The 21,814-nt window shown below is 58.0% G+C and carries 22 protein-coding genes and 1 tRNA gene; 17 read left to right on the forward strand and 6 right to left on the reverse strand.

Annotation, left to right across the window (positions count from 1 at the left end):
- Positions 1–43 precede the first annotated feature (43 nt).
- The 3 genes from Q0601_RS00855 to Q0601_RS00865 all read left to right on the forward strand — a co-directional run bounded on the left by Q0601_RS00855 (position 44) and on the right by Q0601_RS00865 (position 4,187).
- Positions 44–613, forward strand: a complete 570-nt coding sequence (locus Q0601_RS00855) for a hypothetical protein (RefSeq protein ID WP_305286127.1) — start codon at positions 44–46, stop codon at positions 611–613.
- Positions 610–2,301: a terminase large subunit gene (locus tag Q0601_RS00860; protein ID WP_305286129.1), complete on the forward strand. Its 1,692-nt coding sequence runs from the start codon at positions 610–612 to the stop codon at positions 2,299–2,301. The genes Q0601_RS00855 and Q0601_RS00860 overlap by 4 nt, the downstream gene beginning before the upstream one ends.
- Positions 2,302–2,486: 185 nt before the next feature.
- Positions 2,487–4,187 (forward strand): lysozyme family protein, encoded by a 1,701-nt coding sequence (locus Q0601_RS00865; protein ID WP_305286131.1) that lies wholly within the window; start codon positions 2,487–2,489, stop codon positions 4,185–4,187.
- Between the two features lie 34 nt (positions 4,188–4,221).
- Here the strand turns inward: Q0601_RS00865 and Q0601_RS00870 are convergent, their stop codons facing one another.
- On the reverse strand, positions 4,222–4,473 hold the full coding sequence (locus Q0601_RS00870) for a hypothetical protein (RefSeq protein WP_305286133.1): 252 nt from the start codon (positions 4,471–4,473) through the stop codon (positions 4,222–4,224).
- A gap of 151 nt (positions 4,474–4,624) precedes the next feature.
- Between Q0601_RS00870 and Q0601_RS00875 the strand changes: the two genes are divergently transcribed.
- A complete protein-coding gene (locus Q0601_RS00875) occupies positions 4,625–5,254 on the forward strand; it encodes a hypothetical protein (RefSeq protein ID WP_305286134.1) in 630 nt (209 codons plus the stop codon).
- A 1-nt stretch (position 5,255) separates the two neighbouring features.
- The gene (locus Q0601_RS00880; protein ID WP_305286135.1) at positions 5,256–5,879 is read left to right on the forward strand and encodes a hypothetical protein; all 624 of its coding nucleotides are present in this window, start codon (positions 5,256–5,258) and stop codon (positions 5,877–5,879) included.
- Positions 5,880–5,989: 110 nt separating this feature from the next.
- On the opposite strand, the gene Q0601_RS00885 is transcribed toward Q0601_RS00880, so the two are convergent.
- Entirely contained in the window at positions 5,990–6,298 is a 309-nt protein-coding gene (locus tag Q0601_RS00885) for a hypothetical protein (protein WP_305286137.1), read from the reverse strand.
- A gap of 85 nt (positions 6,299–6,383) precedes the next feature.
- Here Q0601_RS00885 and Q0601_RS00890 point away from each other — a divergent pair, with 85 nt between their 5' ends.
- Genes Q0601_RS00890 through Q0601_RS00905 form a run of 4 tightly spaced genes read left to right on the forward strand, consistent with a single transcriptional unit; the run spans position 6,384 to position 13,389 of the window.
- Positions 6,384–6,809, forward strand: coding sequence for a DUF6950 family protein (locus Q0601_RS00890; protein WP_305286138.1), 426 nt, complete (start codon positions 6,384–6,386; stop codon positions 6,807–6,809).
- A gap of 3 nt (positions 6,810–6,812) precedes the next feature.
- Positions 6,813–12,227: a hypothetical protein gene (locus Q0601_RS00895; protein WP_305286140.1), complete on the forward strand. Its 5,415-nt coding sequence runs from the start codon at positions 6,813–6,815 to the stop codon at positions 12,225–12,227.
- Positions 12,228–12,250: 23 nt separating this feature from the next.
- Complete coding sequence (locus Q0601_RS00900) at positions 12,251–12,457, forward strand: hypothetical protein (protein ID WP_305286142.1); 207 nt, start codon at positions 12,251–12,253, stop codon at positions 12,455–12,457.
- A complete protein-coding gene (locus tag Q0601_RS00905) occupies positions 12,457–13,389 on the forward strand; it encodes a hypothetical protein (RefSeq protein ID WP_305286144.1) in 933 nt (310 codons plus the stop codon). Before Q0601_RS00900 ends, Q0601_RS00905 begins: the two co-directional genes overlap by 1 nt.
- A 139-nt stretch (positions 13,390–13,528) precedes the next feature.
- Here the strand turns inward: Q0601_RS00905 and Q0601_RS00910 are convergent, their stop codons facing one another.
- Positions 13,529–13,963 (reverse strand): hypothetical protein, encoded by a 435-nt coding sequence (locus Q0601_RS00910; RefSeq protein WP_305286147.1) that lies wholly within the window; start codon positions 13,961–13,963, stop codon positions 13,529–13,531.
- Positions 13,964–14,395: 432 nt separating this feature from the next.
- Between Q0601_RS00910 and Q0601_RS00915 the strand changes: the two genes are divergently transcribed.
- The 7 genes from Q0601_RS00915 to Q0601_RS00945 all read left to right on the forward strand — a co-directional run bounded on the left by Q0601_RS00915 (position 14,396) and on the right by Q0601_RS00945 (position 17,803).
- Complete coding sequence (locus Q0601_RS00915; protein ID WP_305286149.1) at positions 14,396–14,680, forward strand: hypothetical protein; 285 nt, start codon at positions 14,396–14,398, stop codon at positions 14,678–14,680.
- Between the two features lie 438 nt (positions 14,681–15,118).
- Complete coding sequence (locus tag Q0601_RS00920; protein WP_305286151.1) at positions 15,119–15,637, forward strand: N-acetylmuramoyl-L-alanine amidase; 519 nt, start codon at positions 15,119–15,121, stop codon at positions 15,635–15,637.
- Positions 15,634–15,831 carry a hypothetical protein gene (locus Q0601_RS00925; RefSeq protein WP_305286153.1) on the forward strand — a complete coding sequence of 66 codons (198 nt, stop codon included), beginning with the start codon at positions 15,634–15,636 and terminating at the stop codon, positions 15,829–15,831. Before Q0601_RS00920 ends, Q0601_RS00925 begins: the two co-directional genes overlap by 4 nt.
- Complete coding sequence (locus tag Q0601_RS00930) at positions 15,828–16,046, forward strand: hypothetical protein (RefSeq protein ID WP_305286155.1); 219 nt, start codon at positions 15,828–15,830, stop codon at positions 16,044–16,046. The genes Q0601_RS00925 and Q0601_RS00930 overlap by 4 nt, the downstream gene beginning before the upstream one ends.
- Before the next feature lie 135 nt (positions 16,047–16,181).
- A complete protein-coding gene (locus Q0601_RS00935; RefSeq protein WP_305286157.1) occupies positions 16,182–16,397 on the forward strand; it encodes a hypothetical protein in 216 nt (71 codons plus the stop codon).
- A complete protein-coding gene (locus tag Q0601_RS00940; protein ID WP_305286159.1) occupies positions 16,387–17,580 on the forward strand; it encodes a hypothetical protein in 1,194 nt (397 codons plus the stop codon). The genes Q0601_RS00935 and Q0601_RS00940 overlap by 11 nt, the downstream gene beginning before the upstream one ends.
- A gap of 49 nt (positions 17,581–17,629) precedes the next feature.
- Complete coding sequence (locus tag Q0601_RS00945; RefSeq protein WP_305286161.1) at positions 17,630–17,803, forward strand: hypothetical protein; 174 nt, start codon at positions 17,630–17,632, stop codon at positions 17,801–17,803.
- Positions 17,804–17,954: 151 nt separating this feature from the next.
- Here the strand turns inward: Q0601_RS00945 and Q0601_RS00950 are convergent.
- Positions 17,955–18,029: transfer RNA gene (locus Q0601_RS00950), tRNA-Gln, on the reverse strand.
- Between the two features lie 93 nt (positions 18,030–18,122).
- On the opposite strand from Q0601_RS00950, the gene Q0601_RS00955 reads away from it, so the two are divergent.
- A complete protein-coding gene (locus Q0601_RS00955; RefSeq protein ID WP_305286163.1) occupies positions 18,123–19,307 on the forward strand; it encodes a BaiN/RdsA family NAD(P)/FAD-dependent oxidoreductase in 1,185 nt (394 codons plus the stop codon).
- A gap of 5 nt (positions 19,308–19,312) precedes the next feature.
- Here Q0601_RS00955 and kdsA read toward each other — a convergent pair whose 3' ends face one another.
- Both kdsA and Q0601_RS00965 read right to left on the reverse strand, forming a co-directional pair.
- Positions 19,313–20,155, reverse strand: a complete 843-nt coding sequence (kdsA, locus tag Q0601_RS00960; RefSeq protein WP_305286165.1) for a 3-deoxy-8-phosphooctulonate synthase — start codon at positions 20,153–20,155, stop codon at positions 19,313–19,315.
- Positions 20,152–21,798 carry a capsule biosynthesis protein gene (locus Q0601_RS00965; RefSeq protein ID WP_305286167.1) on the reverse strand — a complete coding sequence of 549 codons (1,647 nt, stop codon included), beginning with the start codon at positions 21,796–21,798 and terminating at the stop codon, positions 20,152–20,154. Before Q0601_RS00965 ends, kdsA begins: the two co-directional genes overlap by 4 nt.
- Positions 21,799–21,814 lie beyond the last annotated feature (16 nt).

Below are 21,814 nucleotides of genomic sequence, written 5' to 3' on the forward strand. Positions count from 1 at the left end.
GCTGGAGAGTTGGAGGGTGCGCACTAACCGCGCACTGCGACGCATGACCGATAAAAAACAGGCCATTGATTGGCCGAGCATCAAAAGCGATTGGGTCAAGTCTGACTGGAGTATTCGCAAGATTGCGGAATGGTATCAGGTTTCTGAAAGCGCCATCCGCAAGCGCTCGAAGGCTGAAAGCTGGCCGGAGCGCACCCAACCCGCTGCGAACTCGGTGCGCACCGATACGGCACCCCGACGCGAGCCGGTCATGATGGCCGGTGTCGATGCAACCAAGCCGGAGAACATCGTTTCTCGGGGGCAAAACCTGATCTTCCGCTTGCTGGATGAATTGGACGCGGTGACGACGCACAACACCGAACTGGCCGAGATGATCGAGACGCACGAGGAAGACCCGCGGCGCCGGGCCGCGATGATGAAGGCGATCGAGTTGCCGGGCCGGGCGAATGTGGTGAAGGCTCTTGCTACAGCATTCAAGACCTGGAGCGAGTCCGCGGCCCCGGAAGGGAAGAAGGCACAGCGTCAGGCAAGTGCGGAGGCGCGTGTTGGTGCCGGCGGGCGGGGTTCGCCGGGAGCGGCCCCTAAGCTGGCTGTGGATAACACTAATCGATGATGGAATGGACAACCTCGAACCCGCATTGGGAGAAGCGAATTGTCGAGGGGCGATCACTGATCCCTTGTCAGCCTCTTTTCCCGGATGAGGCCGAAGCCGCGCTGGATGAGTTCAAGGCGCTGCGGGTTGTGGACGCGCCGGGAAGCCCAACATTTGGCGAGACTGGTGACGATTGGATATTCGATTTCGTCAGGGCGATTTTCGGCGCATATGACGCGGAGGCCGGAACCCGCCGCATCAACCAATTTTTTCTATGCGTCTCGAAGAAAAACGGTAAGTCGACAATTGCTGCCGGTATCATGCTTACGGCATTGATACGCAATTGGCGGAAATCCAACGAGCTTATAATCGTCGCTCCGACGATCAAGGCAGCCAATAACAGTTTCAAGCCAGCCGCAGATATGGTTCGGGCTGACCCGCTTCTGAATTCTTCGGACGGCGGGTTTCTTCATGTCATCGATCATCAGCGAACAATCAAACACCTGACTACAGGTGCGACCCTGACGATTTTGGCGGCTGACGCAGGAACGGTTGCCGGCAACAAGGCCGCTTTCGTGCTTGTCGATGAGTTGTGGGAGTTTGGTAAGCAATCCAAGGCGGATGCTATGATGCGCGAAGCGGCTGGAGGGCTGGTTGCTCGTCCAGAGGGCTTTCTCATCTACATCACGACACAGGCGGACCAGCCTCCGTCTGGTGTGTTCAAAGACAAGCTTGATTATGCCCGAGACGTTCGGGATGGGAAGATCGAAGACCCGAAGTTTATGCCGGTGATTTACGAGTTCCCGCAGCCGATGCTGGACGCGGAATCATATCTTGATCCCGCAAACTGCTTCATCACCAACCCATATTTGGGGCGCACGGCTTGGGGTCCAGAGTGGATAGCTGACGAGCTCAAGAAGGAGATGGCCAAGGGCCCGGAAACCCGGAATGTGTTTCTTGCCAAGCACCTGAATGTCGAGATCGGAATGAACCTCCGGGCCAATCGCTGGCCGGGGGCGGATTTCTGGGCCAGTCGGGCCGATAAGACGCTGACGTATGAAACGCTAATGGATCGCAGCGATGTCGTTGTGATCGGTGTTGACGGAGGTGGCCTCGATGACTTGTTTGGCTTGTGCCTGCTCGGTCGTGACAAGAAAACGAAAGACTGGCTCGCATGGGGCCGGGCATGGTGCCACAAGGGCGTGCTGGAGCGCCGCAAGAGCATTGCCTCCCGGCTCCGCGATTTCGAGAGAGAGGGTTCGTTGACGATCCTTGACGATGAGCTGGGGGATATCGCCGCCATTGTTGAGATCGCGCAGGATGTTAAGGATCGGAAGTTGCTGGCTTCGGTCGCGGCTGACCCTGCTGGACTGGGCGAGATGATCGACGCCTTGGCGGAGGTTGGGATCACGCCGGAGAATGGCCTTGTCATCGGGGCGCCGCAGGGCGGGTTCCTGATGAACGCGATCAAGACGGCTGAACGAAAGCTGGTGAACGGCACGCTCTGGCATGACGGATCGGCTCTGATGGCTTGGTGCGTTGGCAACCTCAAGATTGAGGCCACAGCGACCACCATACGGGCAACCAAGGCCAATGCTGGGGATGCGAAGATCGACCCCGCGATGGCTTTATTCGATGCGGTTACGGTGATGAGCCGCAACCCGGAAGCGGCGAGAGAGCCGGAATATCAATTCTTCACGGTAGGCTAGGAGGCCGGTATGGATCGCGCCTATTCAACACTTGAGATCAAGGCGCTGGACGAGGAAGCCGGGACGATTACCGGCATCGCCAGCACGCCTGCGACCGATCGCATGGATGACATCGTTCTGCCGGAAGGCGCGACCTGCTGGCGATCATTGCGGAGTTGTCCGCGAATGATGGGGCGGATCAGGAGATGTTATTCGGCTGGGCGCAGAAAGTTGAAGCGGTCCTGCGCCAAGCAGAACGGCAGGTTGAGAATAGCGTTGACGAGCAAACGCGAACCTACAATCGCATCATAGAAGAATTCGATAAGGATACGCAGGAATTCAAAGGGCTTCTCGACGATCGAGCCACCGCACAGAAAGCGCTAGATGAGGCGATCAAGTCTGGTACCGATGCGCAGGTGGCGCAGTGGAAACGAGTGATCGCCGCACAGGATGAGCAGATCGCCAAGGCCTACGAGCAGGCGCAAAAGAACGACGAAGCGTTCCAGCGCATTGCAAAGTCGTTCGGGGTGATCGAGGGCGGCATTAAAAGTTATTCGCAGGCGATAGATTCTCTTTTCCCATCTTCCGGTAAGGGAATTCTCGACCTCATCGGACAGGCGGAAGGTACTGACAAGGGGCGCAGCTACAATGAAACCCTCGGGTATGGGGCTTATACCGGCGGCGCGGTGAATCTTACCAGCATGTCGCTCCGCGATGTTCTAGCGCTTCAAAAGCAGATACTCGATCACCCGAACAACCCCTACAATTCCTCTGCGGTTGGCCGGTATCAGATCGTCAGCAAGACGCTGCGGAGCCTGATCGGGGAATTGAACCTGTCGCTTGATGAGCAATTTACACCTGAATTGCAGGACCGTCTTGCGTTGCAATTGGTGCGCCGCCGCCAAGGACAAGGAACGTCGGGGCTCCGGAATGAATGGGAAGGTCTGCGCAATGTTCCGGACGAGGCGATTACGGCGGCATTGGGACAGCAGGTTATTCCGACTGCGGACCCTGAGATCACAAAGGCGCTGAAAGAGCAGATCAAGGAGCGCGAACGCCTCGCCGAGCAGGCAAAAAAATATGGCGAGCAACTATCTTCGAACCTCCTGACACAGCAGCAGACTGCTGCGCTTGAGAAGCAACGGGCAGAACAGATATTCGCGATTAGAACGCAGGGCCTCAGCAAGGAAGAGGAGGCATCTGCAATCGCATCCGTTAATGCGGAGTTCGAGAAGCAGCGGACGGTTATGTCTCTGGTCGCAGATGCCAAGCGTCGGAATGTTGATCTCGATCATCTCATGGCCGACAGCACGATGACTTATCGCCAGGCGATTGAAGCACTCGGAGTCGCCACCAGAGATGCCGCACTTGCGGAGTACGAACGATCCGCAGCGCTGAAAGAAGTCTCGGAGCGGCAGGCATTTGCGTCGAATATCAACGATCAAATGAAGAACGGTCTTCTCGACGCGATAGTTGCTGGCGAAGGTTTCGCGGATGTCTTGGCAAGTGTTGCTCAGATGTTGGCTAAAGCGGCGCTCCAAGCGGCGCTCTTTGGCAGTGGTCCATTCGGTGGAGGCGGCGGTAGCGGTCTATTAGGTAACCTCTTCGGAAACCTGTTCAGCTTCGACGGTGGCGGCTTTACCGGCATGGGCGGTCGCTCTGGCGGCATCGACGGAAAGGGCGGCTTTCCGGCCATCCTTCACCCGAATGAGACAGTCGTGGACCATACGCGCGGGCAGTCAGTCGGCGGTGGTTCCATGAGCATCAACGTCAACGTCGAGGGCGCGAACGGCGACCAGCACGTCATCGCGCTTGTGCAGCAAGGCGTCCAGCAGGGCTTGGCCTCATACGACAAGGCTATGCCCGCCCGCGTCCAGCAAATCAACGCCAGCCCGCGGAAGAGATGATGGCCCCAAAATGTAGCGTGAGCGAGATTTATATTTATGTGGAGGTTACACCGAGCGCGAGAGCCACGACGCTCAGGGAGCGGTGTACCGCACGTTCGTTTTCGCCAATTGATCCCTCGCGTTGATGCCCCTGTATGGCTTTCGCCGCCTTCTTGTACACGGCAATTCGCCAGTTTTGCGACCCGGAGACCTTATCAAAATCATCTGCCGCAATGGTCAATGCAGTAATCAAGGACTCCGTGAGTGGCATCATGATCGATGAGTTGCTCGATTCTTCGGGTGTCATAGGCGTGCTTTTCATTTGCTTAACGACCACCTTTAGCGGCCCATTCGGGTCTGGGTGCATGTAATTTTCTCCATCAATGCGTGTTGACGCGATGGTGACTGCATGACGGGGCCTTTGTCGAGACCCGGATTTCTAATTCGCAGGAGTGCCAATGGCTCTTTCATTCCCCTATGCGCTGGATTTCCTCGCTAACTGCATGATCGGTGAGCGTGTCCCGCTGAGATTGCAGCGCAATGATGAAATGTCCGGCAGCGGTGACGGGCGTTACTGGTCCGCTGAACTGGCGCGGCCTCTGTGGACGGCCAGCTATTCACTCTACGCTAAGCAAGAAGCACATGCCCGCGAGATGAACGCGAAGGTCTGGGGCCTCGACGGAATGAGTAAGACCATGCTCTGGGCTGACCCTAACTATCGCGGGCCGGCGTCCGGCGTGACGACAGGTCTTGGTGGCGTCAGCGTGTCCAGCGTCCGCGCGGATCGGGGGGCATTGTCGCTCACTGGCCTGCCTGTGGGCTTCACGGTGACGGCTGGTGACTTCCTGTCTATCGCGTTCGGTACATATGTCTACTTCGGGGCGTTTGTCGAAGGCGGCACGGCTGGCGCTGGCGGCGACTTGGGTAGCCGAGAGGTGCGGCCATTCCTGCCTATGGGCATTCAGACGCAAGCCGTTGAGCTTGTCCGGCCATACTTCAAGGCAATCGTGACCGAGTATCAGCCCTTCGCCAGCACGCGCTGGCATTGGGGCGATAGCGCGTCCATCAGTATTTTGCAGCGGCCCTGATATGAGAATACTCGCACCCAATCTGGTCACATCCCTGCAAGCCGCACGGGATGAGGGCATCAAGCCCGTCTATTTCGTGACGATCTACGCCAAGGATCGCGATACGGGGGTGGTCTATCCAATCGGCTTCTGGTCGGGGGATGAACAGATATTCGCCAACGTCCAGACGCCGCAAGGTGGCTTGTCGTCATATTTTTTCTTCGGCGGCGTGAATTTGCAGGTTGATGGTCTGCAATATGTCATGGACCTTACCGACAATGCAGTGTCAGTTTCTGTCAGTCAGGTTGAGGAAGTTTCACAAGAGCTATTCCGTGGTTTCGATGTCCGCCTCGCCAATGTCGAGATCCACGCCACCACGCTGACTGGCGGCGCATTCACCAGCGCACCGCAGCTTGTCTGGGTCGGGATTGTCGATGAATTGCAGATCGCCACGCCGGCAGTCGGAGGTGACGGGAATATCGGCTTCACTTGCCGGTCGGAGATCATGTCGCAGTTGACCGCGATCAACCCGGCGAAATCATCGAACGAGCATCAGAAGCGGCGCAACCCGAACGACCGCTTCAGCGAATACGCTTCGGTTATCAGTAGCCGGGACGTGCAGTGGTATTATCGCAAGGACGATTGAATATGCAGAACCATCCTTTTATCCGCATCGGAAGTGAAGATTATCGCATTGAAATCGGCACGGGCGGCCTAGTCATAATCGATAACCGGCACAAACAGAGCTGGTTACGGTCAACCCTGTTTCACGCCAAGCAGGTCGGCCGCCGCCTTAAGTGCTTTATGAACCCATAACTCCTCGTCGCTTCCGGTCGCCTCATGATTGTGCGTCATGAGCTCTCCACAGAGTTTCTGGTAGGCGTCAATACGCCATTCCTTTCCTGTTGCCTCGTCAGCCTTCATGGCTGCTAGTGATGCGGACCTAGCAAGCGCTGCCATTAGGATCCTTGTCGCCGTGGGGTTCTCCCAATCTTCGGGCGATAGCCGTAGGTCAAAGAATGGGCGGCAATCCACAACGATCTTCTTGGAAGGGTCGGGAAACATGACTGATTCTCCATCGGCGGATACCCGCTCATAGTGGTACGTTGATGCGAGGGAAGTCGAGTCTTTTTATTTCAATGAGGTAGCGATGCAGAGATTGTCACGTCGCGATGATTGGCGCGGTCGCTTTGCCGAGGAAATGGACAAGCAGCGCCGCGAGGCATTCGGATGGGGAACGCAGGATTGCGCTATCGGCCTTGTCGCTGGCGCGATCGAGGCAGTCAGCGGCGTTGATCTGGCAGAGCAATATCGCGGGAAATATGACGGCCCGTTCGGGGCTGTGCGTATCCTGCGCGATAGCGGCAGTCTGACGCTTGGTGACTTCGCCGCAAAGCATCTTCCGGAAATCCATCCTTCGCAGGCCCGTATTGGCGATATAGGCATTGTTGCCGCTGACGGGCCGATTGGCGAAGCATTCTGCATCTTCGACGCCAGCAGCGTGATCGTCATGACCGAACAGGGTCACGGTCGCTTGCCGCGTGCTGACGTCATCCGGGCATTCAAGGTCGGGTAATTCATGAAAAAGCTTCTTCTTGTCACATCGGCGCTTGTTGCGCTCGGGGCCGGTCCCGCTAATGCTGGTCCTGTCGCGGCTGCGGTCGCCTGGGTGGGAAATACGATTGCAGCAGGAGGGCTTGCAGCGGCTGCGCTACAAACGGCGATCGGCATGGGCGTGTCTATGTTGGCTCAGGCTATTGGCCGGGCGCGGATGGACAAGCCAGAGATCAGCGTCAGCTTCGACGTGCAGTTCGGCGACGATCGCCCGCTTTCGTTCATCGCGGGTGACTATGTCACGGCAGGCAAGCGCAAATATATCGGCTCATGGGGCAAGAATACCCGCTTCATCACTGAGGTGGTGGAGTTGTCCGCCCTGCCGCAGCCCAGCCTTGTCGGGATGTATGTAGATGATGAGCCAGCTGAATTCACTGGCAACATATGGGGAATCAACCCGAGCGATAATCCGAACAATATTTCGACGCAGGGTGAGTACAGCCCCGGAAACCTCCCGGTTGGGTGGATGAATGCCGGTCGCGCGGTGTCGAACTACAGCGACGATGGCAACCGCATCTATGTGAAGTTTGTGAACGGCATGCAGACCGCCGCCGACCCGTACCTTGTCTGGCTGTTCAGCAGCGATCCGGACTATCCGTGGACCGCCGATATGGTCGGGACCGGTAAATCATATGCCATCATCACCACCCGCTACGACAGCGACACGCTGACCAGCTACCCGCAGTATCTGTTCCAGCCAGAAGCTTTGCCGATGTACGACATCCGCAAGGACAGCACGGCTGGCGGGTCTGGAACGCATCGCTGGGGATCGTCCGCGACCTATGAGCCGACGCGCAACCCGGCGGTCATTGCCTATAATATCGCCCGGGGCATCTATTTCGGCGACGAATGGGTGTTCGGCGGAAAGAACCTTGCTGCATGGCGCTTGCCTGCTGCCGAGTGGATGGCAGCGGCGAATGAATGCGATGCCGAGGTGAACCTGGACGGCGGCGGGACGGAACCGGCCTATCGCTGCGGCATGGAAATCACCGTCGATATGGCGGCGGCGGATGTGCTGGAAGAAATCGGCAAGGCCGCGAATATGCACTTCGCCGAAGTCGGTGGCATGCTCAAGCCGATCGTGGGCCTGCCGGGCGCAGCGTCCCTGGCGTTTACCGATGACGATATAATCATCACCGAAGGGCAGTCATACAAGCCGTTTTACCCTGTAAGTGAAACGTATAACAGCCTGTCCGCGACCTATCCCGAGCCGGGCGAGAAGTGGGCGACCAAAGACAGCCCGGAATTCATCGACGCTACCGCGACGGCTGACGATGGCGGACGCTACCTGCCGACGTCTGTCAGTTATCCGGCCGCGCCCTACGGCAAGCAGGTTCAGCGGTTGCAGCGGGCGCAGATGCAGGACTTCCGCCGCTTCCGCCGTCACCAATTCCACCTGCCACCCGACGCTTATGCCTTGGAGCCGGGCGTTGACATGGTGTCGTGGACCAGCGAGCGCAACGGCTATATCAACAAACTGTTCGTGGTCGAGAGCGTCAGCAAGACGCCGGGCATGAATGTGCTTGTCGGCCTGCGCGAAGTGGATCCTTCCGATTATGATTGGTCGAGCGATTTCGAGCAGCCGATCGATATCATCGCGCCGGTTAATCCGATCCCGTTCACGCAGCCGATCAACGGCCTGACTGTCACGCCTGCAATCGTGAAGGACAACGCCAGCGCCGATCGCCGCCCGGCTATCCTTGTGCAATGCACTGGCGATGAGGCTGGCGTCACCGATATCCAGATCGAAGGACGGGTTCAGGGCGAGCCTGTCACCATCACGACGACGCGCAAATTCGCGGAGCCGTTCGGCTGGTATTTGCTCGATGTGGTGCCGCTGACGGTCTATGAGGTCCGGGCGCGGCTGCTGTCGAACCTGACGCCTAAGTCGCAGTGGTCCACATGGCTGACGGTCACGACGCCTGACGTGCGCCTGCAATGGGCCGATCTGGCCGAGGAAATCGAGCAGGCCGTGCAGGACGCGCAGGATCATGCTGATGAAGTCGCGCAGCAGATACAGGACGAACGCGATCGAGCAATGGCCGTTGAGGCCGCGCTTGAGGCTGCGGTTGACGGCCTGAATACCGAGGTCGATGGCGTTCAGAGCGATCTTAACAATGCCGTCACCACGATCAACAATGAGATCACGGACGTCCGCAATGACCTGAATACCGAGATTGATCAGGTCTATGTTGATTTTCAGGCGGCAGACGAGGGCATTCAGACGCAAGTTGATCTGCTGGCGCTGCAAGTCAGCAACACGTCATATATCCGCACCACTGACGGCGATAACGGCATCGGCCAGTGGACCGCCTTAACCGGCGCGGCAACGCCGACAACGGCGAGCTTCGTCCCCCCGGGCCAAACGGGAAACAGCATCGTCGTTTCAGCCCCTGGCGCATACGAGCAGCCCTATTACTCCGGCATCAGCATGAACGGGACTGTGTTCCGTATCCGTGGCTGGGTGAACGTTGCGGTGGGTTCGACGGGTCGCGTTGCTATTGTCGGGTCCACGCCGGGGAATGGCCCGGGCGGCGAAACCGTTCTCGCGCAGACTGATCCGATCACCGGCGGCTGGCAGCAGATTGACATGCAGTTCACGGTCGGGGTCGACACGGAAGAATGGGCGCCGGCGTTCCTCGTTGACACTGGGGTTATGCGGTTCTGGCGTGTTCGGCTTGAGGATTATTCCGCTGCGGCCAATCTCGAAGCTGCGATTGACGCCAATGCGCAGGCGATCATCACGGAAACGCAGGCCCGCGTGCAGATGGGTCTGGACCTGACCGCATCCTATGAAGCGGCAGACAGCAACCTGCAAGCCGGGATCACGTCGAACACGGTAGCAATCGCCGATGAGGAAGCCGCGCGGATTGCGGATATCGAACGTTTGGAGGCCCGCAGTGGTCTGGGCAACCTGATCAATAAGGCAGACTATAGTGATTCCTCCGTTGGCTCATGGATTGTTGTGGAGGGTCTACCCGCCGCGAACGTTACCACAAGCACGGCTCTGCCGCCGGAGGCATTGTCCGGCGATCGAACGATTATGTTCGCGGATTCCTCAAGCCCGGCTGACGTGCGGGCAGTTGAGGGCGATTTCCGGCCCGGAGATATCGGTGGCAAGACGTTGATCGTCACCGGAACGGCCCGCAGCGGCGTGGGATTGGCCCGCATCGCTTTGGGCGTCGAGGTGAGGCTGGCCGATAACAGCACGGCGATCTATACCGCGACCGTCCGTGATGGTGGTGTAGATCAGTCATGGGTCCAATTCTCTGCCGAGGTCACTGTCGAAGACGACAAGACTGTTTCATGGCGTCCAACGGTCACGATCACTGACAGCACGGCTGGCCTGAGCCGTGGCTTCCTGTGGGCGCCCCGCATGGAGCTTATCGACGGCGCGGCTATGGCTGCCGTCCAGCAAGAAGCGCTTGCCCGTGCTGCGGAGGATATCGCCCTTGCAGGCCGGATCGACACCGTGGAGGCGACGGTCGGCGACAACACCGCCGCGATCACGACCGAAACCGCCGCCCGAGTATCTGCTGATAACGCGCTGGCAACGCAGATCATCACGCTGGAAAGCGAGGTTGATGACAATGCAGCGGCCATCACCAGCGAGGCACTGACCCGCGCCGATGCCGACAGCGCACTGTCCGGCAGGATCACCACAGTCGAGGCAACATCAGAAGATAACACGGCGGCGATCGAGGCCGAGCAGATCGCACGATCAACCGCCGATGATGCTCTGGCAGGCGATATCATTATTTTGCAAACGCAAGTCGGCGATAATGAAGCCGCGATCCAACAGGAAGCCATCGCCCGAGCGAACGGGGATAGCGCTCTAGCTGAGCAGATCACATCGCTTGAGGCCAGCTTTGGCAGCGACGGGAACCTGATCAAGAAATCGGATTTCAGCGATGGCGAGGTGGGTCTATGGACTGGGACGGGATCGGCCAGCGTCAGGACGACCACAGCCCTGCCGTCGCAAGCGCCTGCCGGGGATATGGCCCTTGTTGTCGAACAGACTTCCGGCGCGACAGGAACGATCCTCGCTGTAGAGGGTGAGCCGCGCGTCGGGAACGTTGGCGGCAAAACGCTGGCCATCTCCGGATATGCCAGGGCCAACGCATCGGGGTCGCCCAATATTCATATCGGCGTCCGCTATACCACGATGGAGGGCGGCTCGGAAATTGGCGGCATCTGGACGCAGGTCCGCGCAAGTGGTCAGGGCTGGGGGTATTTTTCGGTCACTGTCACCGTTTCTGATGCCAAAACGTATTCGTGGCGCCCACAGATCAGGCTGACGGGAGGCACCGGCGGGAACTGGGCCGGCGTGGTCTGGTCGCCTCGTATCGAGATTGTCGATGATGTCGCGGTTCAGGCAAACGCTACGGCTACATCGGCTGCAACTGTTGGAGCGAATAACACTCAGGCAATCGCGAACATCACCAACACCGTCGCCGCCGAGTATGGATCATGGGGCGCATTCGTCAACCAGACGGCGACAGCAATCGCCGAGCAGAACGGATTTGCTGCGGGCTTCTTCGGTCTGACGGCGGAAACGTCGGGTGGGAATATCGTCGGGATCAAAGGCACGACATGGGATGACCCCGACGGCTCTGGCGGTTCGGTGCTGCGTTTGGTCGGTGAGACGACGATCGTTGAAGGCACGCTGGGCGCTTATATGCTGTCGATCTTCGACCCGGCTAACCTTGTTCCAGACAACCAGTTTCAGAGTAACGGCGCATGGGGCCTGCCGAGCGGCCCGTTTGCACTTGTGGCGTCGTCGGCTGGTAATATCGGCAGCATTGGCGCTATTCGCTACGACGGCACTCCCGGTACCGGATGGACGGCGTGGCGGCGAGGTAAGGATTTCAGCGTAGACCGGAACAAGGAATATTACGGCGAGGCAAGAGCCTTCACCGGCGGCGGTAATCAGTATTCGATCCAAGTTCAGGTCATGTGGGTGGATAGTTCCGGGGCTGATATATCGTCGCCGAGCACGATTGCAGGAATCGCCGTTAATACAGGAAACACCCTGTATACCAACAGCTTTACCGCTCCTGCTGATGCCCGCAAGGGGTACATCCGCTACCGAGTGAATCAGGACAACACGAATGCTGCCGTTCAGATCGGGGGCATTGTGGTTCGGGCCAAGGAACAGGCGACGACCCTGATCCAGCCTGACAGCATTACGACGCCGCTCCTTGTGACTGGTGCTGTTACGGCCAGCAAGATTTCAGTGAGCAACCTGTCAGCGGTATCCGCGACAGTCGGCCTGCTGCGCACGGCAACGACCGGCGAGCGCATGGAAATCCACTCCAATCAAATTCGTGTCTACGACGCGAGCAACACGATGCGAGTCAGAATAGGGAACCTGGGATGATTTACACAGATAAAGAAAACGGCATGACCGTTTGCACATGCGATTGCTGCGGTCTTGTCGAGGCGACCGACGAGGCGAACGGGGTTGCGGTTGAGGGATGGGGCAGCGGCCACCTGTGGCTTGACGTGTCCCTTGCGGAGCAACGCCAGACGCCGCTCTGTTTCTGTCCCGCCTGCAATCCCGGCATTCTGTCGGCACCCGTTCTGCGCGTGAAGCCCGAGGCTGAATAATGGCGTTCGGTGCGCAGGTTTTAACGCAGCGCGGGATCGAAGATATAGCCGCTGTGACATCCTTACGGCTCATCCACACGCAAGCGTTCACTGCAAGCTCCGGGACGTATACGGCACCAACTGAATTCACGCTGAATAACGGCAGCGTTTTCTTTACAGGCGGTTACGCGGGAAGCGGAAGTGTCGGAACCCGAGTCACCAGAAGCGGACGGGATTTCAGCTTTGTGAACGCTGAGGCGGGAATACGCTTCTACACTTGCTTGAAGGCTGCCGCACCGGTCAGTTCTGGATATGGAATAGAGATGATCAACGGCGACGGCTACGCGGTGATCGACACGAACAATGCGCCGTTGTGGGTGAAGTCAGAGGGGAACAGCACAGGCACACCGCATCCTATGGGCGGGGTTTACCAGCACTCAATATCCACAGCAGCCAATGACATAGTTATGTTTTCTCTCACTAGCGGCCAGATGGGGGTCAGCTACTACAATCCTACTGATGGCCATGTGATCATCCACAACGCCCAGAACATCCAATATAAAGTGCTCTCGCATATTCCGAAAACAGCGACCCCAAGCTTTGGCATGGCGATATTCAACCAAAGCGGGAATAAGGTCTGGGACAGTGAAATGCCTATCCTTAACCTGCAATTTGCCGATATATCTACGCCGGGCGATGGGGTGATATATACAGTCCCGTCCGGGACAAACTTCTTCTACATGTCCTCATTCAGCCACATAACCTATGACCCATTCTCGGGCGGTCAGGCGGATTACTGGATCGTGTTTAACGCCTATGCCCTGAGCAGGACATCGGCAACGTCCGTCACAAAAACGCTGATCCCAATCAACCAAATCCCAGGCTTCGGTACAGCCCCGGCACCGGCCAACCCCAATGGATGGACTTACTCCGTCCTTTGCGGTCGAACCTGATATCGACAGAACCTATCACGACCCTGAGCCTCGCTTTTGCGGGGCTTTTTTAATGCGGAGACGCCAATGGCCAGCAGTACGCTCAAACCTGGCGGGGTAGACGGAAATGATTGATGGCCTGCTTCGGTGCCGCGGGGGATTAACCTTCCGGCAGGGGAATCCAATGTTCGAAATCTGCGTTATAATACTCCACAGATAACTGAGGGTCGCTGAAAGTCCAATATCCATGCTCCCCGAACTCGAGAAATTGGCTTTCGGAATACTCCTCGTAATGAACGATGTACCAGAGATCGTTGACCTTCGCTAGAATGTTGCCCCCATCAAGGGGGGCTGAGTCTATCGTTCTTAGTTCGTCGTAGCTTGCGGAGATTTTGTCGGTACCCCGAAGCATGAACCTTTGCCGTTCAGTTACATCTGTTGGCAGCTTGTCGGCGTCGTCGCGGCTTGTCGCGGGGGTGGCTGAGTAGCGAAAATCTCTAATCCAGTTAGAAAAGGTAGAGGCCAGTCCCTCGAGTTCTTCCACTCGGGTCTCAAGGTCGCGGACTTTCTCGTTAATTTCTGGTGTACCGGACATGACGCTGCCAATCGTTGATATGAGCGAATTTATGCCTAACGTTTCCGAAAAGGCAAGCGATATTCCGCCACTCGCAGTTGGCTCGTGCTAATCCTGCAACCTCAGCAGCTCTCGCTCGATCGTGTCTAATGCGTCTGGGTCACCGGCGCGCGCCGATTTAATCGCTGTGTGAATTCTTTCCCACGAGGGATGATCATCGGCAATTAACCGGCCCTCCATGTGAGCGACCGTCAAAGCATGCGTGTAAACCACGCGATAGGCGGGGCGACGGATTGCCTCGTCACGCATATCGCGCAGGCGCTTATACAGTCGAAGAATGGTCATGCGCATTAGATAGTGCGGCACGAGTACAGGCCAAGGCCGCCATCCCTGCAATCTCCCTTATATCGCCCTGCCATGCGCGGGCTTTTTTCATGCCCGAAAGGAACCGGCATGCCACGCATCGAAAACACAGTATCGCTCGGCAACATCATCTCGATCGTTGGCACCATTCTCACGGCAATGAGCATGGTTGGCGCCATGGTCTATTGGGGCGGGAGATTGAGCGAACGCGCCGACAGCATGGAGCGCGAGGTATTGCGTCTGCAATCGACGGCAGCCGCACATGAAACGCGGATACGCAGCGTTGAGCAGATGTCGGCCCGGCAGGATGAGCGGTTGGTCCTGATCCTCGATGCGCTTCGCAAGATCGAAGCACGGATGGACAACCAGAATTAACCGGAGAGGGCAAGGCTATGGCAGGCTGGCACTGGCGGACATCGTGTTTCTGCAATCGGCTGCTATTCGGTCGAGCCAATGAACCGATATGCTCTCGGGTTTATGTAGCGCATCCATCGATATGCCGGAGCGTGTTCCTGTTCCTGATGGATATCGTTTTCGGCGAGTATCAGCACTGCCGAAACATCCACGAGAGATATAAGTGGACCCGGGTGCGCAACTCAGGGAACACCCCCGGGTCCTAGCCTCCGCATGCTGCTACATCTGCGGAGGCTATCTCTATAGTGTGCCGCGCGGCTTAAAAAACACTCGATACAGTATCGCAATTGCCAAGAACCAACGCGGGAACGAGCCGCGAGTTCCCAGAAATCCCAATCCCTGAAATTCAATTCCTGCCCGTGAATTCCGATTCCGGGCGGCTTTTCCTTGTGAGGAACCATGAGTAATTCCCCCATCAAACGCATCGTGCTGCACTATAGCGCGACCTATCCCGATCAGGACTTCGGCGTTGCTGATATCCGGCGCATGCATCTGGCTCGTGGGTTCAATGACGTGGGATATCACTATGTCATCAAGCGCGACGGAACCGTGCAGAAAGGCCGCGCCGACAACGTGATCGGGGCGCACGTCAAAGGCTTCAATACCGGCAGCCTCGGTATCTGCTGCATCGGCGGTATCGAACGATCCACCGGCCCGAATGTCGGCGTGGACAACCGCACCTCCGCGCAGAAAGCCGCGACGATCAAGCTGGTGAAAGAACTGCTGGCGAAACATCCCGGCGCGGAAGTCGTCGGCCATCGCGATCTGGCTGCCACTCAATGCCCCGGTTTTGATGTGCGTAGCTGGTGGGTTCAATCACAGCAAAGCGGGTTGAGTGGCGATGGCTCACATCAAAGCCCCAGCCTGATCACGCTGATCCTCAATTTCCTCAGAGCAATCTTCGGAGGGTGCAAATGACCCGAACCAATATCACCGTGATCGTCCGCGTGCTGCTCTACGTGATCGCAGGCGTGCTTATGCGCGGCGGCTGGCTGCCCGGTGACGCGACGATCGTATTCACCGACCCCGCCGTTGTGGAGCTTGTTGCTGGCGCGGTTCTGGCTGTCCTGACTGGCGTATTCACCGTCAAGCATGAGGGGCGGAAGCCATGAGCCTCTACGCCATTCTCGCGGCTCTTGGTGGCCTTGTCGTCACCATAGCCGGCGCGTTCTTCGCTGGCAGCCGCTCGGCAAACCGAAAGCGAGACGCTGACCAATCGGATGCGGCCCTCGAAACCTATCGCAAATCAAAGGAGGCACAAGACAATGCGTCTGATCTGTCTGACGATGCTATTTCTGACTGGCTGCGCGAACGTGCCCGTAAATGATGCGGCGCTATGCGATAGCACGGAAGCCGCGCGGACTAAGCTGGCTTCGGCGCTTCTGGTCGATGGAGGCCCGCAGAGCCGCCGCGCAGGCGCGACCCTGATTGCCGGGATCGATGGGGGCTGCGGGGACAACTGATGCTCGACGCTGAACAAATCGACAACTGGCACCGCGACAAGGAAGAAGCATTGTTCGCAGCCAAGGAATTCGCACGCAGGAAGCGCAAGGGGCTGCCGCCAGACCGGTTCGCGAGTTCCCGGCAGCTTCACCTCGTCGCAGAGGGCATCGACGCCCTGCGGCAAATCATCGACTGGCAGAACGCGGTCATTGAAGGAATGTCGGATGACTCCTGAACAACAAGCAGCGCTGGACGCGATGGAGCAGTACGGCAGCCAGCGCAAGGCAGCCGAGGCGCTGGGTATCAGCCGCGCGGGGCTTCGGTCACGTCTGGACGGGGCGAGAAAGCATGTAGACCCCGGTCCAGCCGTCACAGAAGCTGCTGAGAAAATCGGCCTCAACATGGCGGTAATAAAGGGCGGATGGGTAACGCCAAGGGGTTTATCCGCCCGGTTCTCTATTCCAGATACTGACGGATACCAGGAGGTCTTGGAGGAAATCCGCGAGAGCATCGAAGAACTGATGAACGGCAAGCGCCCATCACTGCCGGATCGTTTCGAGTCGAGGGAGGGCAGTATGCTTTTCGTGTCACCGGCTGATGTGCATATCGGCAAGCTGTCGGTGCAGACCGAAACTGGCGTGACCTACAACTCCGACATTGCCGCCCATCGTCTGGCAGAGGGCTGCCGGTCGATTATCCGGCGCTCCAAGGGTATGAGTTGTTCCCGCGTTGCTCTGGTCATTGGGAATGACATCTCACACATAGACAGGCCGGACAGACGCACGACGAGCGGAACGCCACAGGACACATGCGGCACGATATTCACTATCCATAAGGCTGCGTTCAAGGGTTACGTGGACGCCATCAATCATGCACGGGCAGAGGGTCTTGAGGTTCATTTGTATTTCGTGCCGTCCAATCACGACTGGGTGCTGGGGTATACGATAGCTCAAGCCGTCTGGGCATACTTCCACGATCACCCGAACGTCCATGCCAATGAGTACACCATGTCCGAGAACCATCGGAAATATATCCGGTTCGGAGGCAATAATATTGGCATCACGCATGGCGACGGGGCCAAGGAAAGCGACCTTCCGCAACTGATGATGCGCGAGACAGGCCACCATGCCGCAGAGACGCTGCACCATTACTGGTACATCCACCACTACCACCATAAGATCAAGAAGAATGCCGGTCTAAACCCGCAATCACGCGAGAAGGACCATATCGCGATGACGGCCATCAACATCGGCATCGGCGCGATGGAAGGCGATAACACGGCCATCGAAGTGATCCGCAGCCCGTCTGCGCCCGATGGATGGCATCACCGAAACGGATACCTGAACAGGCAAGCCGTCGAAGCATTCGTGCATCACGCGCGGGACGGACAGACTGACCGGCTCACCGAGTGGTTTTGATGATCCACAATTCCACGCCTTGCTGAACACCCTATATGGAGATCGTTCGATGACCCCAACCCGAAAGCGCCGCCTCCTGATCCTCGCCGGCAAGCCGATCGATCACAAGCCGTACTATTCGCAGTATCTGCAACTGATCGATGACGGCCTTTGCGGCTGGGTCAACGGATGGGCTTGGCGCACAGACGCAGGTGATCGGTGGTTGAGGGATAACGAGCGTTGATATTGTCCACCCCAAAGCGACAGGCGGAGGGGATGTTAAAGAGCGTTGAATCGGGACGCATCAGGAACGAATTTGTAAACTGCGCTGTAAACCGGGCATTCCTTCCGAATCACCCAATTTAACTACAATCATGAAATGTATCGATGATTTTTGGCTGGGGCGGTAGGATTCGAACCTACGGTACACGGTACCAAAAACCGTTGCCTTACCACTTGGCCACGCCCCAACTGTCCGCGCTGAATAGCCAAGACCATCGGGGGGTTCAAGTCGAAATTTATCTCAACTTGTTCACTTTCGGAGATACCGTTATGGGCAGCGCATGGATCAGGTGGATATCGCAATTCTTGGGGCCGGGGCGGCCGGGTTGTTCTGTGCCGGCTCGGCATTGACGCAGGGACAAAGCGTGCTGGTGATCGAGCATTCCTCGAAGCCGGGCGAGAAAATCCGTATCTCTGGCGGTGGAAGATGCAATTTCACCAATATGGCCACGACGTGGGACAGGTTTCTGTCGGGTAACCTGCGGTTTTCAGCATCAGCCCTGGCCAGGTTCCAGCCTGAGGATTTCGTGCGGCTGGTCGATGGGGCAGGGATTGCATGGCATGAAAAAACCCAGGGACAGCTTTTCTGCGACGGCAAGGCGACCCAGATCATCGATCTGCTTCTGCATCGTATGCGTGGCGCCGAGCTTCGGCTTCAAACGGCTGTGAAGGATGTCTCACGCAATGCGGACGGATTTGTCGTCGCGACATCTGCCGGGCAAGTCAGGGCGCAGCATGTCGTGGTCGCCACAGGCGGTAAATCGATTCCGAAAATGGGTGCGACCGGCATCGGCTATGATATCGCTGAAAAATTCGGGTTACGGCTGGTTGAGCCTCGCGCGGGGCTGGTGCCCCTTGGCTTTGCCGAGCAGGATCTGGCGCTGTGCCGCCCATTGGCCGGCATCTCGGTCGAGGCCGAGATTGCGCATGGTCCGGCGCGTTTTCGGGATGCGCTGCTTTTCACGCATCGCGGCCTGAGTGGCCCGGTGATCTTGCAGATCTCGAACTATTGGCGGCCCGGTGAGATGCTTGAGCTTGATCTGGTGCCGGATGTGGATATCGCCGGGTGCCTGATACAAGCGCGAAATGGTGCGGGGCGGGTGAGTGTCGCCCAAGTCTTGTCGCAATGGCTGCCCGAGCGGCTGGCGCAGGCGATTCTGGCCGAGATGGAGTTGGCCGCTGGCCGCTTGGCGGATCAGTCGAACGATAGCCTGAAACGGTTGGGGCAGCGGATCAATCGCTGGCAGATCCGTCCCGTTGGAACCGAAGGGTATCGAACGGCCGAAGTGACGCTGGGCGGTGTGGATACGGGTGATCTGGACGCGAAAACCTTACAGGCGCGCAAGGTGCCCGGATTGCATTTCATCGGGGAATGCGTCGATGTGACAGGCTGGTTGGGCGGCTATAATTTCCAATGGGCCTGGGCATCGGGGGATGCCGCTGGCCGCGCGATATCGCATCGCTGACCGGTTCAGACCCGAAGCGGGTCCGACTTGGCCAGGACGTCGAATTTCATGAGTGAACCGATCAATGCCTGCATCTGGTCCAGCGGGATCATGTTCGGCCCATCGGATGGCGCGTTGTCGGGGTCTTCATGCGTTTCGATGAAGACGCCGGCGACGCCCAGGGAAACCGCTGCACGTGCCATGACTGGTGCAAATTCCCGTTGACCGCCGGACGAGCCGCCTTGCCCTCCGGGCTGCTGGACCGAATGGGTGGCATCCATGATGACGGGGTAGCCGCTGCGCGCCATGATCGGCAATGCGCGCATATCTGCAACCAGGGTGTTATAGCCGAAACTTGCGCCGCGTTCGGTCAGCAGGATGTTGTCATTGCCGGTCGAGGCGACCTTGGCGGCGACATTCGGCATATCCCAGGGTGCGAGGAACTGGCCCTTCTTGATATTGACGACCGCGCCAGTTTTTCCCGCCGCCAGCAGCAGATCGGTTTGGCGGGAAAGAAAGGCGGGGATCTGAATGATATCCACGGCCTCGGCCGCCAGTTCCGCCTGCGCGATGTCATGAACATCGGTCAGGACCGGACATCCCAGCCTTTCGCGGATCGTCGTTAACATCTGCAGGCCTTCGTCTATCCCCACCCCCCTTCGACCCTGAAGAGAGGTGCGGTTTGCCTTGTCATAGCTTGCCTTGAATACATAGCCTGCACCGGCATCGGCGCAAATCCGGGCCATCGTCTCGCCGATATTAAGAGCGTGGTCCAGCGTTTCAAGCTGACAGGGCCCGGCAATGACCGTCAGCGGAAGGTCATTGCCGCAGGTCAGGTTGCCGATTGTGATATGGCGCGGCGTTGTCATGTGGATACCTGTTCACGCAAGATGGAAACCGTCAGCGACGCCATGAGATAAAGCCCCATGAAGATCAGAAACGCGACAAGCGTATTCTGAAATGCTTTCGGGTAGGTTGCCTCATCCGGCGGAACCGGAGAGATGGACATCGACAGATAGCGCACCTGTTTGTTGGCCTCGATCTGGGCGGAAACAAGCTGCGTCGCGGCGCTTGCAAGCAGTTCTTGCCGGGTCGCCAATTCGCCTTCGGCGATCCGCAATTCGCCCGAGATTTCGGCCAGCGAACTTCGCGCATCCCCGTCCTCGGTCAGTTGCGAGCGTGTTTCGCTGATGATTTCCTGAAGTCTGGCGATATCGCCGCGCGTTGCCGCGACCCTGCTTTGCACAGGGTTGGGATTGGCCTGAAGCTGTCCCAGTTCAAGCCGTTTTTCCGTCAGCTGCGCTTCAAGTTGCGAAATTTGCTGCATGACGACCGAGCTTTCCGCTGCCGGATCCAGCACGCCAAGCTGGGTCTGCAATTCCTGCACCCGCCGCTGCGCGGACAACACGTTTTGCTCGGCCTCGTTGTAATTTTCAGTTGCCCCCTTCATCTGGTCACCCCGTATGCGGGCCGTCAGCTTATCGACCTCTTCCTCGGCATAGCGGATCAGTGCCAGTGAAAATTCCTTGCTCAACTCGGCATTGGGGGCGATCACCTCCATATTGATCAGCCCCTCGGTCGGATCGTAACCGATGATCACCGAATCCTTGTAGAGTTCATAGGCTTCTTCATTGGTGGCATCCGCGGGTAATCGCCGAATCGGATCGAGGTCGGGGCTCTGGTAGTTTTCCTTGAAGCCCTGATCCTCGTTCAGCCGCATCATCGCTTCACGCGAGGTCAGATAGCCCTGAACCGCGACGGAATCGGTGTTATTCGCGAGCGGAGAGCTGCTGAACATGCCGCCGACATCTGCGCCTCCTGTCGAATCGGCTCGCTGAATCTGGAACTGCGAATAGGTGGCGTAAAGCGGCGAGGCGAATTTGAAGTAATAAACGCCCACCGCGAATGTTGGCAGCATCACGAAGACCAGCAAACGCATCGCGAGAGAGATCAGCCTGCGGCGGCGGCGGCGGGCCATATCCTGCTGGATACGATAGATTTCCGCCGCCCGGCGTTCTTCGTTCATATCGTCTGGGGCAGGCAGATTTGCTCCGCCATGAGGTCCGGTGAGCGACCCGGCAGGGCGAATGGCTGGCGCATTGGGAGAGGGTGAGGATCCGGCCTTAGCCCCTTCATTCGAAAGAATTTTCTTTAACGCTTCGCGGTGGGAAGGGTCGATTCCGCGTTCACGCAGTTCCAATACGGCTTCTTCGTCAGTACTGACCCTGATCTGATGCAAAGTGGCGATCCGGCGGGCGATACGCAATTGGCGATCCGAAAGCTTTTCCGCGCGGATCGCGGCAAGTTTGGCGTCGCGATCATCCGCAGGCTCGTTCGGTTGTGCCGCTGAACCAGACGGAGTGTCCGGCTTGGGATCGGTGAGACGGAGATCCCCGAAACCGTCATCATGCGGTTCGGGCTGCATCATCCGTTCGCGTATCTCTGCCTCGGTGGGGTTGCTGGGCGTTGTCTGCTGGGGTTGTGGGGTCTTCTTGCGGACCGCTACGCGCACCGATGGCCTTTTGCTT

The sequence above is a fragment of the Paracoccus wurundjeri genome, from assembly GCF_030678915.1.
Taxonomy (GTDB): domain Bacteria; phylum Pseudomonadota; class Alphaproteobacteria; order Rhodobacterales; family Rhodobacteraceae; genus Paracoccus; species Paracoccus onubensis_A.

Coding starts and splice junctions, on each gene's coding strand:
- Q0601_RS00855 (WP_305286127.1), top strand. CDS start 44: ATGACCGATAAAAAACAGGCCATTGATTGGCCGAGCATCAAAAGCGAT.
- Q0601_RS00860 (WP_305286129.1), top strand. CDS start 610: ATGATGGAATGGACAACCTCGAACCCGCATTGGGAGAAGCGAATTGTC.
- Q0601_RS00865 (WP_305286131.1), top strand. CDS start 2,487: ATGTTATTCGGCTGGGCGCAGAAAGTTGAAGCGGTCCTGCGCCAAGCA.
- Q0601_RS00870 (WP_305286133.1), bottom strand. CDS start 4,473: ATGACACCCGAAGAATCGAGCAACTCATCGATCATGATGCCACTCACG.
- Q0601_RS00875 (WP_305286134.1), top strand. CDS start 4,625: ATGGCTCTTTCATTCCCCTATGCGCTGGATTTCCTCGCTAACTGCATG.
- Q0601_RS00880 (WP_305286135.1), top strand. CDS start 5,256: ATGAGAATACTCGCACCCAATCTGGTCACATCCCTGCAAGCCGCACGG.
- Q0601_RS00885 (WP_305286137.1), bottom strand. CDS start 6,298: ATGTTTCCCGACCCTTCCAAGAAGATCGTTGTGGATTGCCGCCCATTC.
- Q0601_RS00890 (WP_305286138.1), top strand. CDS start 6,384: ATGCAGAGATTGTCACGTCGCGATGATTGGCGCGGTCGCTTTGCCGAG.
- Q0601_RS00895 (WP_305286140.1), top strand. CDS start 6,813: ATGAAAAAGCTTCTTCTTGTCACATCGGCGCTTGTTGCGCTCGGGGCC.
- Q0601_RS00900 (WP_305286142.1), top strand. CDS start 12,251: ATGACCGTTTGCACATGCGATTGCTGCGGTCTTGTCGAGGCGACCGAC.
- Q0601_RS00905 (WP_305286144.1), top strand. CDS start 12,457: ATGGCGTTCGGTGCGCAGGTTTTAACGCAGCGCGGGATCGAAGATATA.
- Q0601_RS00910 (WP_305286147.1), bottom strand. CDS start 13,963: ATGTCCGGTACACCAGAAATTAACGAGAAAGTCCGCGACCTTGAGACC.
- Q0601_RS00915 (WP_305286149.1), top strand. CDS start 14,396: ATGCCACGCATCGAAAACACAGTATCGCTCGGCAACATCATCTCGATC.
- Q0601_RS00920 (WP_305286151.1), top strand. CDS start 15,119: ATGAGTAATTCCCCCATCAAACGCATCGTGCTGCACTATAGCGCGACC.
- Q0601_RS00925 (WP_305286153.1), top strand. CDS start 15,634: ATGACCCGAACCAATATCACCGTGATCGTCCGCGTGCTGCTCTACGTG.
- Q0601_RS00930 (WP_305286155.1), top strand. CDS start 15,828: ATGAGCCTCTACGCCATTCTCGCGGCTCTTGGTGGCCTTGTCGTCACC.
- Q0601_RS00935 (WP_305286157.1), top strand. CDS start 16,182: ATGCTCGACGCTGAACAAATCGACAACTGGCACCGCGACAAGGAAGAA.
- Q0601_RS00940 (WP_305286159.1), top strand. CDS start 16,387: ATGACTCCTGAACAACAAGCAGCGCTGGACGCGATGGAGCAGTACGGC.
- Q0601_RS00945 (WP_305286161.1), top strand. CDS start 17,630: ATGACCCCAACCCGAAAGCGCCGCCTCCTGATCCTCGCCGGCAAGCCG.
- Q0601_RS00955 (WP_305286163.1), top strand. CDS start 18,123: ATGGATCAGGTGGATATCGCAATTCTTGGGGCCGGGGCGGCCGGGTTG.
- kdsA (WP_305286165.1), bottom strand. CDS start 20,155: ATGACAACGCCGCGCCATATCACAATCGGCAACCTGACCTGCGGCAAT.